This is a genomic window from Nonomuraea cavernae (assembly GCF_040655715.1).
Taxonomy (GTDB): Bacteria; Actinomycetota; Actinomycetes; order Streptosporangiales; family Streptosporangiaceae; genus Nonomuraea; species Nonomuraea cavernae_A.
Map to the genome: position 1 here is coordinate 41845 of NZ_JBFAKL010000027.1, position 12920 is coordinate 54764.

17 protein-coding genes are annotated in these 12920 nt (G+C 67.2%); 4 read left to right on the plus strand and 13 right to left on the minus strand.

The window, feature by feature from the left end:
• Window positions 1-110: 110 nt before the first annotated feature.
• Window positions 111-719, plus strand: coding sequence for a LuxR C-terminal-related transcriptional regulator (locus AB0I38_RS31480; RefSeq protein ID WP_358487783.1), 609 nt, complete (start codon window positions 111-113; stop codon window positions 717-719).
• Window positions 720-721: 2 nt separating this feature from the next.
• On the opposite strand, the gene AB0I38_RS31485 is transcribed toward AB0I38_RS31480, so the two are convergent.
• The 8 genes from AB0I38_RS31485 to AB0I38_RS31520 form a co-directional block, all read right to left on the minus strand.
• Window positions 722-1627, minus strand: a complete 906-nt coding sequence (locus tag AB0I38_RS31485; RefSeq protein WP_358487785.1) for an alpha/beta hydrolase family protein — start codon at window positions 1625-1627, stop codon at window positions 722-724.
• Window positions 1628-1917: 290 nt separating this feature from the next.
• Window positions 1918-2442, minus strand: coding sequence for a hypothetical protein (locus AB0I38_RS31490; RefSeq protein ID WP_358487787.1), 525 nt, complete (start codon window positions 2440-2442; stop codon window positions 1918-1920).
• A gap of 54 nt (window positions 2443-2496) precedes the next feature.
• The gene (locus AB0I38_RS31495; protein ID WP_358487791.1) at window positions 2497-2691 is read right to left on the minus strand and encodes a hypothetical protein; all 195 of its coding nucleotides are present in this window, start codon (window positions 2689-2691) and stop codon (window positions 2497-2499) included.
• Window positions 2673-3188, minus strand: coding sequence for a hypothetical protein (locus tag AB0I38_RS31500; RefSeq protein WP_358487794.1), 516 nt, complete (start codon window positions 3186-3188; stop codon window positions 2673-2675). The genes AB0I38_RS31495 and AB0I38_RS31500 overlap by 19 nt, the downstream gene beginning before the upstream one ends.
• A gap of 33 nt (window positions 3189-3221) precedes the next feature.
• Window positions 3222-3692, minus strand: a complete 471-nt coding sequence (locus AB0I38_RS31505) for a hypothetical protein (protein ID WP_358487797.1) — start codon at window positions 3690-3692, stop codon at window positions 3222-3224.
• 4 nt (window positions 3693-3696) lie between these two features.
• Window positions 3697-4416 carry a hypothetical protein gene (locus AB0I38_RS31510; protein ID WP_358487801.1) on the minus strand — a complete coding sequence of 240 codons (720 nt, stop codon included), beginning with the start codon at window positions 4414-4416 and terminating at the stop codon, window positions 3697-3699.
• A gap of 76 nt (window positions 4417-4492) precedes the next feature.
• Complete coding sequence (locus AB0I38_RS31515; protein WP_358487805.1) at window positions 4493-5299, minus strand: AfsR/SARP family transcriptional regulator; 807 nt, start codon at window positions 5297-5299, stop codon at window positions 4493-4495.
• A 450-nt stretch (window positions 5300-5749) separates the two neighbouring features.
• The gene (locus AB0I38_RS31520) at window positions 5750-5872 is read right to left on the minus strand and encodes a hypothetical protein (RefSeq protein ID WP_358487808.1); all 123 of its coding nucleotides are present in this window, start codon (window positions 5870-5872) and stop codon (window positions 5750-5752) included.
• A 113-nt stretch (window positions 5873-5985) separates the two neighbouring features.
• Here AB0I38_RS31520 and AB0I38_RS31525 point away from each other — a divergent pair, with 113 nt between their 5' ends.
• The 3 genes from AB0I38_RS31525 (at window position 5986) to AB0I38_RS31535 (ending at window position 7697) form a co-directional block, all read left to right on the plus strand.
• Entirely contained in the window at window positions 5986-6381 is a 396-nt protein-coding gene (locus AB0I38_RS31525) for a hypothetical protein (protein WP_358487811.1), read from the plus strand.
• Between the two features lie 146 nt (window positions 6382-6527).
• Complete coding sequence (locus AB0I38_RS31530; RefSeq protein WP_358487815.1) at window positions 6528-7307, plus strand: methylenetetrahydrofolate reductase; 780 nt, start codon at window positions 6528-6530, stop codon at window positions 7305-7307.
• A 132-nt stretch (window positions 7308-7439) separates the two neighbouring features.
• Window positions 7440-7697 (plus strand): hypothetical protein, encoded by a 258-nt coding sequence (locus tag AB0I38_RS31535; RefSeq protein WP_358487818.1) that lies wholly within the window; start codon window positions 7440-7442, stop codon window positions 7695-7697.
• A 301-nt stretch (window positions 7698-7998) separates the two neighbouring features.
• Here the strand turns inward: AB0I38_RS31535 and AB0I38_RS31540 are convergent, their stop codons facing one another.
• The 5 genes from AB0I38_RS31540 to AB0I38_RS31560 all read right to left on the minus strand — a co-directional run bounded on the left by AB0I38_RS31540 (window position 7999) and on the right by AB0I38_RS31560 (window position 12757).
• The gene (locus AB0I38_RS31540; RefSeq protein ID WP_358487823.1) at window positions 7999-9297 is read right to left on the minus strand and encodes an MFS transporter; all 1299 of its coding nucleotides are present in this window, start codon (window positions 9295-9297) and stop codon (window positions 7999-8001) included.
• Window positions 9290-9889 carry a helix-turn-helix domain-containing protein gene (locus AB0I38_RS31545; protein WP_358487826.1) on the minus strand — a complete coding sequence of 200 codons (600 nt, stop codon included), beginning with the start codon at window positions 9887-9889 and terminating at the stop codon, window positions 9290-9292. The genes AB0I38_RS31540 and AB0I38_RS31545 overlap by 8 nt, the downstream gene beginning before the upstream one ends.
• Before the next feature lie 217 nt (window positions 9890-10106).
• Entirely contained in the window at window positions 10107-10427 is a 321-nt protein-coding gene (locus tag AB0I38_RS31550; RefSeq protein WP_358487829.1) for a hypothetical protein, read from the minus strand.
• Between the two features lie 289 nt (window positions 10428-10716).
• Window positions 10717-12483, minus strand: coding sequence for a protein kinase domain-containing protein (locus tag AB0I38_RS31555; protein WP_358487835.1), 1767 nt, complete (start codon window positions 12481-12483; stop codon window positions 10717-10719).
• 109 nt (window positions 12484-12592) lie between these two features.
• Window positions 12593-12757, minus strand: coding sequence for a transposase (locus tag AB0I38_RS31560; protein ID WP_358487840.1), 165 nt, complete (start codon window positions 12755-12757; stop codon window positions 12593-12595).
• Window positions 12758-12920: the final 163 nt, after the last annotated feature.

Below are 12920 nucleotides of genomic sequence, written 5' to 3' on the forward strand. Positions count from 1 at the left end.
GGCGTCCGAGCCGCCGCATCGGCTCCCACCGTCGCGACGGTGAGGCCCTGGGAGCAGGTTCCCGCGTGACGGGGATGGACCGTTCGGAAGAGATTTTCTATGGTGCGGTCATGAAGGGCCGGTATCAGGTGTACTTCGAACGTGCCCGGATCCCGATCGCCGCAGTGGACGGGCTCGGCCGGGTGAGGGAGAGCAATCCCGCCTTCCGCTCCGTGGTGGACCGTACCGCCGAGGAGCTCGACGGTGTCCTGGCGGAGGAACTGCTCGCGCCTGGTGAGATCGACGCGCAGCGGCCCTTCTGGCGGATGCTGGCCTTCGGGCGGCTGGAGGTCTACCGGACGCGGTTGCGGCTCATGCGCGGTGACGGGGCCGTGATCCGCGCCCGGGTCAGCGCCTCCGTCGAACACCGCGCGGACGGCATGCCGTGGCGGGCGGTGGCCGTACTGGACGAGATCTCCTCCGCCGCACCCGTGCTGGGCCCGCTCCAGGGCGAGGTGCTGCGGCTGGTCGCCGCGGGCGCGTCCAACGCGGAGATCGCCCGGCGGCTGTACCTGACCCGCCAGGCGGTGGACTACCACTTGGTGCGGCTGCGCGCCAAGCTCGGCGCCAAGAGCCGGTCGGCGCTGCCCGGGCGGGCGTTCGTGCTGGGGCTGTTCGTGCCCGGCGTGTGGCCGCCGCTCCTGCACCCGCCCCTGGCCGGGGCGGGTGGGCCGGAGTGAGGTCACTGCACGCCGAGGAACTGAACCGCTGGGTCGTTACGGGCGGAGGTGCCCCAGACCGCGTCGTACTGAGTGGTGTCGTCGTGCAGGTAGTACAGCAGCCAGGTAGTAGTCACCCGGCGGGTGATGGCCTGCTGGGCGGCCCGGCTGATCGAGCCGCTGTCGCAGCCGATGCCGCCGGAGTCGGTGAAGCCGCAGTGGAAGCCGCCGACGATCGTGCGCAGTTGCTTGGGGGCGAGCTTGGCGTCGTAGATGGGGATCTGGTGGCCCGACGGGCCCGCGACGGTGTCCTGGGAGCCGGCGACCAGTTGCATGGGGACGGCTGTGGTCGCCGCGGCGGCCTTGGCGGAGGGGTTGGTCTCGGCGGCGGCCAGGTTCGTCACCGTCCGCACCGACGAGTTGCGCGCGGCGGCCAGCACGCTGGCGCCGCCGCCCATCGAGTGACCCGACAGTCCCAGCCGGTTGGTGCGCACGTGGGCGTTGAACCGCGAGCCGGAGGTGGAGTTCTGCGCCACCATCCAGGTCAGCGCGGCGTTCAGGTCGTCGGCGAAGGCGCTGTGGCTGGGGAACAGGCCGCCCTGTGAGGTCGGCATGATCGTGATGGTCCCCCAGGAGGCCCAGTGCCTGCCCAGGGAGGCGTACTTGCTGATGCTCTGGAAGAACCCGTGGCCGAAGGCCGTCACCGGGAACTGCCCGGAGGCGACGGCCGTGCCGCTTCCCGCCGAGGCCGCCGGGTAGTAGACCCTGGCGCTGAACGACCGGCCGGAGGCGGAGACGCTGACGTCGGCGTAGCCGACGGGGTACGCGCCCGGTGCGGACGGGTCGGCGGAGGCCCTGGCGGGGGCGGCCGTGAGGATGAGGAACGGGATCAAGAGGGTCGCGCAGATCCTGACCAGCCAGGAGCGCATGATGCTTCACCAGCTTTCGCGCGCAGGGAAACTGTTACCCGGATTTTGGAAACGATGATTCCCTTATGGCAACACTTGTGGATGCGGACTAGGCAAATGCCAAAGACTCGGCGTGTCAGCGGCCGGCGGGACAGCCCGCCGGCCGCTGGGCCCGGAGCAGGATCCGTCGATTGATCAACTCGGTGCACCGACACCACCGTCCGAGCCGAAGGCGTCAACACCCACACGAAAAAGATCACGCGACAGATGCGCGGCCGTACCGGGTTCACAGATGCACGGCCGGCACCTGCTCATCGCACCGCGCCTCCCCTGAAGAGGAGAGCGATGATGATCAGCACGGCGATCCAGCAGATGCTGAGGATGGCCGTGCGGTGTCGTGCGAACTCCTTGTCCCACGCGGTGGCGTCACCCGACAGGACCGACGAGAACACCATGATCGTTCGACCGGCCCCGAAGGACAGGCCGAGCAGCGGGGCCAGCCACCACGGCGTGCCGAGCAGGGCGACCGCCACCAGGGCGTGCGGGATGTGAGCGGGCACGTAGGTGCGCAGCCCGGTGCCCATTTCGAACCCGAACTGAAACGCGCCTTGCCCCTCCGCCCTGACGATGATGTCGCTGGGGACCTGCCGGGCGTTCTGCGGCAGCCGCCAGGGGACGATCCTGGTGTCGCAGCCGACGCACACGGCCAGGAAGCCGAGCAGGACCACCAGGCACGCTACGGGCGGGACAACGGCCTGCACGAGTGAGGCGGGCACCAGGAGCAGAACTCCGGTACAGGTGCCGCCGACCATCAGGCCTCGGTTGAAGAAGACCACATTTCGTGAACCCCGCCAGACCGACGAGGTCAGCAAAGCTGCTGAGTTGTGGCTTCAAACCGAACCCGAAGTCGAATACCCGGCCATGATTCCCACCGCGCATGCGCCGACGACGATCGCCGTGAGCCCGCCGACAAAGGCGGAACCCAGAGTGGCGGCGGCGGCGGCGATCGCGGCGGCGGCCGCCATCCACAGCGGAGAGACCAGGCGCCGCTTCAGACGTTCCGAGGCTAGATCGACTTGCAGCATGTCGTGACTTTCCCCTTGTTGACGCCGTTGACGTAGTTGTTGTAGTACCCGTCGAAGCAGGTGACCGCCTGGCCGGTGCTCATCTTCCACGACCAGCCCGCGTAGGTGCCGCAGGCGGCCTCCCAGTTGTATTTGCGGTATCCGCCCGTGATAGTCACCCGGTCCACGCGGTGGTACAGGTCCGAGGCGCAGTAAGACTTGCTGATATAGGTCCGTCCCCAGCAGGGGGTGTCGCCCGACACGTTCACGCCCATGCAGTCGGAGGGGTGCATGGACGTACGGGTGGCGGCGAACGCCGGTAGCCGGTCCGTGATCCACCCGAAGGCGGTCAGGGCCAGCGTCGCCGCACCGGCGAAGGCGACGCGGAGGAATCCGCGTCGCTCCATCTTCGGCACCAGGTGCCGGGGCTCGGCGGCGCCTGCCGGGGTGGTCGAAACGGGAACGGTGGCTCTGGGCTGGATGGTGAGTTCGGGGATCCGGTTGAGAAGCATGGACATGCGTGTCGACCTTTCAGAGGACGAATCAGCCGCTCACTGGCGGCAAAGGATGCTGAGAGCGTCAGCCGAACCGACCGGATCCGCGGAGATCAGGTCACCGGCCGCATCGAAGACGAGCAGGGCGGGCTGAAAGGAGATCAGCAGCGCCGAGGTCAGCTCTCCTGCCTGGACCACCTCTTTGGCGCCACGTTCACTCCAGACGTCCACGCCGTCCATGCTGATGAGCGCCGTCCGGTGGCCGTCGGCCACGAGCTGCTTCTCCAGTTCCAGCCAGGGCTCGAAGACGGTCTCGCAGGTGCCGCAGCTCGTCGTGAGCGCAAGGGCGATCGTGCGGCTCGTGGCCGAGGGCGCGGCCAGTTCGGGAAAGGTGTTCTGCGGGGTGACGGACCTGACGTGCTGATCCTTGATCTGCCTGATCTGCCCGAGCAGGCCGGCGTAACCGAAGGCGAGAAGCGCGATCGCGACCCAGGCCGTCACCAGCAGGGAGAGGAGGACTCCGGTCATCGGGCTAACCCCAGCTGACCTTCAAAGTGGTCAGCAGTTGCTCCTGACCGGCCTTCGTCACCCACGGGAGGACCCCCAGGTCGTCATCGATCATGCACACGGCGGTCTCTCCGGCATGGACGTACTTACGCCCGAGACCGCCGTCCTCACCGCCCAGCGTCTTCTTCCAGACCTCTCCACCCTGGACCGCCAGACCAGGCTCCGTTGACAGCAGGCCGGTCGCCTCCGCGCGCCTGTAGAGGGTGATCGGGCCCGCGTCGGTGACCTTCTGGCCGGTGATGGCCCACATCGTGATGCCGCTGCCGGGGTGGGGGTCGAGGGTCAATCCCTGCGGGACGTCCTTGACGACGAGTTGGTCGAGCAGCGCGACGATCGCCTTCAGCGTCGGAGCCTTGGTCTCGCTGTCCTTGGGGGGAATGGTGCCCGCGATCGTCAGGCTGTGATGCGTCGAGCGCAGGCCCGCGACCCAGTTCTCGTCGGCACGGTCGTAGTAGAGGGTGAGCGACTGGCCGCGGTAAGTGACCTGCTGAACCTGTCGCAGCCCGCCGTCTTCAATGAGGAAATCGAGAAAATCCGCCCTGGCCACGGTCACACCGACCGCCATCGTGCGACTGGTCAGCCGGAAACCCCATTGCCAGTCCTCTTGCATGGTCTCGCTGACACATGTCACCGAGACCCAGCGTCCATCGGGTGCGAGTCCTACATGTGTTCGTTCGACGCCCATGGGCTCTCTCTCCTCGCTCTGCGCGGCAGATCTGACGAGTCGAGTGTGAGGCCACAGGACTTCCGTTTTGTTTCTTCTAACTTTCCGCCGAAACGGGTCGCAGATTATCGAGCCGGGCCAAGATCTCGTTAACCCGTTCCTTCAACGACTCGAGGTCGGAGGCGAGGTCGAGGACCCGTTGCTCACGTTCAAGTGCGATCGCCATACGGCTGCACGGTTCTGGCGGGATCGCGTAACTCCTGCCCCTGAGTATCCATTCCTGAACCCGCAGTAATCTGGCTCCTGGCGCGATCCCCAATTCCGTGGACAACCGCTGGCGTATGGCGTCGAACTCGGCGAGCGCCTCGGCATGCGCTCCGGTGTTCCCGAGGGCTTCCAGGAGAATCGCATGGGCTTCCTCGTCGAACGGATCCTCCAGGCACAGGCCGCGGGCCAGGGTGACACCGGCGTCCGGGGCGACAGCGACGGCGAGCTGCGCGCACCGGCGGATGACCTGCCTTCGCTCGGCTTCCAGCACATCGATGTACGGAGCGTTCTTCCTGTGGTCAGGGACGTCGCTGAGAGGGCTGCCGGACCAGAACTCCAGGGCCCGCGCCAGCCGTTCGAACGCCTCCCGCCCGGCTAGCGCCTCGGCCTCCTTGACGAGACGCCGGAACTCGCCGAGATCTGTTTTCGCGGCGCCTGGCTCGAGGATGTATCCGCCCGCCGCCTTCCTGATGCCGACGGTCGCTCCGGTGATCTGTCTCAGCCATTTTCGTAGCTTGCAGATGCTGAGCTGCAGGGTCGCGGAGGGATTCCTTGGCGGACACATTCCCCAGATCTCGGAAATCAATGCGGGGGCAGGCGCCGGGTTCGGCCATCTGATGATGAGGATACCAAGCAAGGATCTGAGGACCGGTGACGTGATGTGATGACTTCCGTGCGTTGTCGCGACGCAAACCGTACCCAGACCACGCAGGACGATCGCGGCCGATGATGGGTCCGCCATCTATTCCCCCAGTAGAAAACCCTATTTTCGGTGGGGTCAGTAAACAGGCCGCCCGTAACGAGTGTCAAGGTATTTAGGTATTCCCAGCAGGCAAAACGGGTGATCCTCGGGGGTCGGCTGGGATGCCGAGGTGTTGTTGTTCCCCTGACATGACCATGAAGTCCCCGGAAGAAGCGATTGTTCACGACCCGTAATCTCCGAATGACTCCACGTGCTTTCCTGTCGTGCCATCCTCGACATCCCGCGGGAGCTGATTTCCTGCCTTTCCAAGCTGCCGAAGCGCGAGCGACGCCTTTCAAGGCGCCCTCGTCCCGCGGCAGATGGGCGACCTGATGTTGCCGGCGCCTACTTGCCCACTCCCGGTGCTCCGCTGATAGCCGCGATGGGCACGTGGCCGTTCTGGCCAGCAGGGCACAGATAACGCGTCAGCTCCTCCACCTCTGCCGTACGGCCGGTGAAGTCGCTCACCGCAGGAGGTAGCCGTGCCGGGGGTAGTCCTCCGGCGCCCCAGGTAGTGGGGGGTGACGAGGCTGACCTGCTCGTCTTCATCCAGGGTCCGGGGATCGATGGTGTCGTTGGCGATGTCACGCAACCCTCCCACGTCGGGCGGAGGCGGCATGCCGGAGTGGGTGCTGCACCGGCCGGAAGAGCCGCTGCCCGGCTGGCACGGCAACCACCTGATAGATCTGTCGGCCCGGCTCGACAAGCCCGACACCGCATGGGTGACCGACCTGACGGTGATGGCCACGCGGCGGGTGGCCACCGTGCAGGTGCGCTACGCCGGAGAGGTCATCAACCTCTCCGTTCCGCCCGGCGGTCTGGTCACCGTGCCGCATGCGATCCGCCACGTCCACGACAGTGCCGAGTTCCGGGGCTTTGACGCCTCAGGCGGCCTCATCGCCGTCACGCAGTACCGGCCGCTGACCGACGACGACCGTATGCGCAAGTGGCCCGATCCCTCGCTCTGGACCAGCTGACACCCAGCACGCCACCATGCGCATGGCAACCTGGAAATGCCTTCCCCGCCGTAGCTCACACATGGATGAGTCGTCCGGCGGTCTGAGTCGTTCTCATCCAGTGGAACGCCCGGCCTGGAAATCACGGTTTCCGTAGGTTTGATCTCATGACTGATCACCCCTTCGAGGTCATCTGCGAGATCGAGCCGCCGACCCGTCCGGACCTCAAACACGTCCGTCACCAGATCGGCACGCTCAGCAGGGTCGCCGGCTCCTTCCTCATCCCGGACAACCACATCGGCCGGGCCACGGTCTCCAGCGTCGCCGTCGCCCACGAGGTCCAGGCGATGGGCGGGCGGAGCATCGCCTGCCTCAACTCCCGCGACCGCAACCTGCTGGGCTTCCGCCGCGACCTGCTCACCGCCGCGGCGTACGGGGTGGAGCAGTTCCTGTTCGTGTACGGCGACAAACCCACCACGGGCAACCGGACCAGCGACCTGACTGTCCGTTCGATGATCGAGGAGGTCCGCGGACTCGGTGAGGACCCCGCCTTCGCGGGAAGCCCCGCCTTCCGGGTCGGCACCGCCGCCGGACTGCGCCCCCTGCCCGCCTGGAAGCGCGCGGCCGATTTCGTGCTCGTTCAGGTCAGTTTCTCTTTGGACGCGCTGCTGCGATGGCGGGAGGCCAATCCGGTGGACGTGCCGGTCTATGCCGGCGTGATGGTCATCGCCAGCGAGAACCACGCCCGCCGCCTGGCCGCCGCCATCCCGGACATCGACATCCCCGCCGAGCTGGTGGGAAGAGTGGCGACCGACCGGCTCGCCGGGGTCGAGGCGGCCTGTGAGCAGGTCCTGGCCATCCGCGACTCGGGTGCCTTCGACGGTGTGCATCTGATTCCCGTGGCTCGCTACCGCGAGGTGGAGTCCCGGTTGACTGGAACCCTCTGAGAGGTTGCCCGGGTAGGACGATCAAGGGTGGGGCCGGTCACGGAGTTGAGCCGCGTAGCGCACTGGTTACTACCGCCGGGGGCCGCGTTGCGCAGGGTGGTCAGCTCCGTGGAGATCAGGTGGTGAAGCCGCATGGCCGCGCTGACCTGCAGCGGCATGATGGCGCGGTCGATGCTGGCGTTATCGCCGCCGATGGCGATCGAACGCTCGCCCGAGGCCGACCCCCGCCGCGGCGCCTTCGGTGTGGCCTCCGGCGCGTCTGGGGCGGCGAGGGTAACCGGCTGGCCGGGATCAGCGCGGACGGGACCCCGTAACGCCAGAACGGCGATCACCAGCCCGGCTACGCCGATCGCCATGCTGGTGAACATGGCCACCACGCTGGCCCGCTGATCCAGGATGGCCAGCAGTTCGGGGGGCTTGTCCGTAGTCCTCTGCGCTACGGTGCAGTTGTTCCGTACTCGCGACCGCCGCTCCAGGACGACCGCGCCGGATGGGACGCCGGCGGGCTTCGGTAGTGACGCCGATCCGGAAAGGGATCGGCGCTCAGCCCGCCGGCGCCTGGTGTGCTTTCTGAGAGGGTGTCTTCGAACTCATATGCGGTTTTGAGGAACCGAGGGATCGGTTCGAGATCAGAGAAGACGTTAGATAGCGATATCGCGAGGAGGCCGGTAGAAGCACACGTCATCGCAGGTCATCGGGTATGACGTTCTGATTTCACCACAACGAGCAGACCCGCCGTGATCAGCCCGCCGGCGTGCAGGCAGAGCGTCGGGACAATGCCGAGCCGTTCGCCGAGCACGCCCGCCAGCGCCATTCCGAGCAACGACGTGGCAGCCTGGGCGCTGATGAGAAGCCCGAACACCGCGCCCAACCGGTCGTCGCTGGTGGCCGTTTGGGCGAATGTGGTGAGTCCCGCCATCGCCGCCGCGGCCGGTATCCCGGCCAGGGCGATCAGCGCGATGGCCGGCCATAGCTCATGCGTCAGAAGTGGGTAGGTGAACAGTGCCAGGTCAGCCAAGCCGAAGACGACCGTCCCCCATCCGAACAGCGCCCGCGGCGTGGCGTTTCCCGGGCGGGCGGCGACCGCCAGACCGCCGGCGATACCGCCGACCGCCTGCGCCGACAGGAACAGCCCGTACGCGTCCCCTTTTCCGCCGAGCACATCTGCCACGAACGGTGCCGCGAGCGTCGCGAAGATGCCCTCGCCCAAACCTGTGATCACCATGTATGCCATCAGCAGGCGCACGCTGCGGTTGTTTCTGGCCAGCCGCAGCCCGGAGACCCATTGCCCGCCCATTGTCGTCGCGGCCGTGGTGCGTCGAGCGGGCGTCCGCAGGCGGGCCAGCAGGAGTGCGGAGATCAGGAAGCCGGCGACGCCGATCCATACGACGGCGGCCAGCCCGCCCGCGCCGACCGCGACCCCGCCCGCCAGCGCGCCCAGCAGTCTGGCGGCCTGTCCGCTCTGCCCGTGCAAGGCGTTGGCCCTGACGAGCTGCGGGGCAGCCACGATCTGTGGCACGAGGGCTTTCTGGGCGGGGAACAAGACCGTGCTGAGCACGCCCGTCCACAAGGCGACGGCGTAGACGATCCACACCTGCCCCGGTTCACGTACCGCCAGCAGAGGCAGCAGCCCCAGCGCGAGCAGCACGTCCGTGATCACCAGCAGCCTGCGGCGGTCCCATCGGTCGGCGAGCACGCCCGCCAGTGAGCCGAGCAGAACGTCCGGTAACCGGGCGGCCAGCAGCATGGTGGCGCTGGACAGTGTGGACCCGGTGAGTACGTAGACGTGGTAGGCCAGGCCGGTGCTGATGACCCAGTCACCGGTCTGGGAGATCAGCCCGGCCGTGAGTAGTCGCCGGTAGTCCTGGTTCATTCCGAGCAGGCTCCGGATCCCGCCCGGCGCCTCCTCGGTCGACTTCTCCGGAGCAGCTCCCGTGGCCTCCCCTGCCGGTTCCTCTCCCGGCAAGGTGGCGTCCCTGGCGTCAGTCACCGGTGCCGGTGGTCGGGAGCGGAACCAGGAGGGTGGTCAGCAGGACGGGCCGAGCCCCCTCAGGCCGCTCGGACGGATCGGCGATCCGCGCCATCAACGGCTCCAGCAGACGTTCGATCGCGGCGTCGAACGAGGTGAGCTCGTCGCGTGTGACGTAGAGGTACGAGCTACCGATCCCACCGGCCTTCCGCCACTCATCCGGCTCGTCCATGCGGCGCTCCTGCCATTCGGCCAGCCGTGACAGCGCCCGTTCGGCGATGACCTGTTCTAGCAGGCCGCGGGCGGCCGATGCCTCGGGGGTCGACTCGGCGTCGGACCACTCCTGGGTCAGTGACGTCGCCTTCCACGGCCGCTCCCGTTCGTCGCGCGCCTCGGCCTGCTCCACAAAGCCGTACTTGGCGAGTTGCCGTAGGTGGTAGGAGGCCAGTGCCTGGCTGATGCCGACCTCGCGGGCGGCGTCCGCAGCGGTTGTGGCGCCGGCCCGCATCAGCAGCTCGTGCAGTGCCAGGCGGACGGGATGGGCGAATGCCCGCATGGCGGCCGGGTCGTCGAGCACCCGTCGTGGCCGCTTCCTCCAGGATTCCAAAGACATGCTTGGAATCCTGGGTCAATCACGATCAGATGTCAAGGAAACCTTTGGAATATGATGCAGACCGATCAAGGCGTGTTTGATGCACAGATACACATACGGATGTCCCGCAACCTGGCATCGGCTGACGGGGATCCGCACCGGACCGCTGAATGGCGGCAAGTCCACCCCGCCCTGGCTCCCGAACGCCACCGTACGTCGTAACACTGCTCAAGATCCGTTACTGCTCTGCACTGATCCGCCGAAATCGCTCCCCTGGCCAAGCGCCTTCGGCGAAGGGAGCCTGGATACCCATGCGTGCCTTCGCCCACCGGAACAGTCCGTCGAACGTCGTGATGGCCCAGAGGGCCAAGTCGGCATTGAGCAGTTTCACAATTGCGTCTTCGCCGGTCTCAGGAGCGATGAGCTTCCGCTGGACCAGCACCGCGTGAAGCCGATCGCGGACGTTCGGGTCGGCATGCATGAGGTAGTTGCGCCAAGCGCCCATGTAAGCGTGGCTGCCTGGTCGGTACTGAGCTCGAAGTACCTGGATCACGGCCACCGGCTGAGGGAGAAGGCGATCCTCTGCCCGCTCCGTGGCGGCCCTTCACGGCCCCATGGACGCCCGAGCCAGGGCAGACAACCGCGGGTGAAACACGGCGGCGAGCCGAATCTCACCCCCTGGGTGAGGCCGACAGAGCCATCTGCCGCAAGCAACCCACTCAAGATGACCCGCTTAACACCAACGTCCTAGGCGCTGGGTCCGCCGCACACAGCGGGGAGGAGGACAGCGATGAACGTTGGCGCAGGTAACGGCGCTGACCGAGGAAATGTTCCGAGTGTCGTACACCTCATTTCTGCATTCTGAAGTCTCGGAATGCGGCGAGGACGTCGAACCCGGCCAGACCGACCCGGCCCAGACCTTGTGGGTCGACTCCGGGCACCTCACGCTGGGACACCTGTCGGCCGTCCACATGGAAGGTATAGGTCGAGCCCTTCCTGGTCACCTTGAGCGTGTGGAAGTCATCGGGGTCGAAGCCGAACGGCCATGGGATGCGCTCCGCGCTGAACGCACCCTTCTCCATCACCAGGACGGTGAGCTTGCCCTCTGCGGTGAGCGGTTCGACGTAGTAGCCGATGTCGTTGCCCGGCTCCGTGTTGGAGAACAGCAAGCCGTACTTCGGGGTCTCGTCTCGGCGGCCGTACTCGAGCAAGCGCGCGCGGACCGAGAGCGTGAAGCTGGTGCTCATCGGCCGCTTCGTCCACATCAGGAACCCCCAGCCGGGGCCTGTGGGTCCTTCGGGGTATCGGATCAACTTGGCGCTGCGTGGACCGGTGATGTCCCACTCTGACACGTCACCCTTCGTATCCCAGCGTCCAGACACTGCAGGGCGTCGTGTGGGGGTTGTCGTCGGGGTGGGGGTTGGAGTGGTGGCCGACGAAGGGGTCGGGCTTGTGCTCGGAGTGGCCTTCCGGGCGGAGGCCGGCGGGGTCGTGCCGGTTGGCGTGGCAGACGTTGGCGTGACAGGAGCCGGCGTGGCTGAGGCCGGCTGGCCGAGCGTGGTGGTGACCGCTGGGTCTGCGACTGCGGGCGGGCTGGTTAAGGGCGCGGGCCACAGGATGTAGGCCGCACTCACCGTCACCGCCGCCGCCACCACCGCCACCGCAGGCCGTCCCCACGTGGAGGTACGGCGGGCAGCATGGTCTCGTCTAGGCGACGCCGGTGTGGTGTCACGGCGAGCCTCAGCAGGTCCGTTGTCCCTGCGAGAGTTGCCGCCGGGCACGCTGTCCCGGGGAGGTGTCACGGGTACGGCGGCTGGGGAGCCATCCATCAGCGCGTTCCAGGCCGTCTGGGCGTCAGGGCGCAGCGCGGGATCCTTCTGAAGACACGCCGTCAGCACGTCATGCAGCGGCTCACCGATGGCCCGGAGGTCAGGCTCGATGTTGAGCACCCGATGCATGACCGCAGGGATGGAGTCGAGGCCGAACGCGGGCGAACCGGTGGCGGCATAGACCATCGTCCCGGCCCACGAGAACAGATCCGAGGCGGACCCGATCCGCTCGCCCCGAATCTGCTCGGGCGACATGTAGCCGGGCGAGCCCACCACACTGCTGGCGGTGACGGAGGAGGCGTCCAGCGCCCTGGCGATGCCGAAGTCGATCACTCTAGGTCCGTCAGCGGCCAGTAACACGTTGGAAGGCTTGAAATCGCGGTGTACGATGCCCGCCCGGTGGATGGAGATCAGAGCGGTCATGGTCCCCACCGCGAGCCGTACCAGATCGTCGCCGGTCAAGGGGCCACGCGTGCGTACGGCCTGCTGGAGGGAGACGCCCTCGACCAGTTCGGAGACGATGTACGGCACGGCGCCCGCGAATCCGACGTCGAGCACGCGTGCCGTACAGAATTGGGCCACCCGGCGGGCCAGCTCGACCTCACGCTGGAAGCGCTGTACGGCGGCGGTGTCACCGGCGAAGCGGGCGTGCAGGACCTTGGCCGCGATCGCGGTGCCGTCGGGTGCCCGCCCAGCGAAGACGGCGCCCTGCCCGCCCTCACCGAGGAAACCGAGAAGCATATAGGGGCCCAGCGCTGTCGGATCCCCGGGGCGCAGTGGCTGCATGAAGGGGATCCTAGGGTGATCCAGGCGCGAACCAGCACCCGAATCCCTGACGGAACCGACATTTCCAGCAGATCACGCAACTCGTCGGGATAGTCGGTGACGATTCCGGTCACGCAAGCTCCAGTTCGCGGACCCGCGCCCGCTCCGGCCCCGAGGCCGGCCGCTCGGCCTCGCCGTGCACGATTCGGTGCCTGTTTACCCAGCCGCCCAGGGTGCTGGGGTTGATCCCGAACTCCCGCGCCACCGACGCGACCGTCCGTTCGCCCTCCAGCACCCTCCGTCCTTTACGTTGTAGATCAGAACAGAGCCTGCATCCTTCCCTACGAGCCCCGCGCGGCGAGCGAGCGCCAACGAAGGTGGCAGTTGAACATCACAGACCGCCTGGACCGCGCCGAGAGTGCCGGGACCTGCCGTCGCGTGGCGGTCCGAGCGGACAA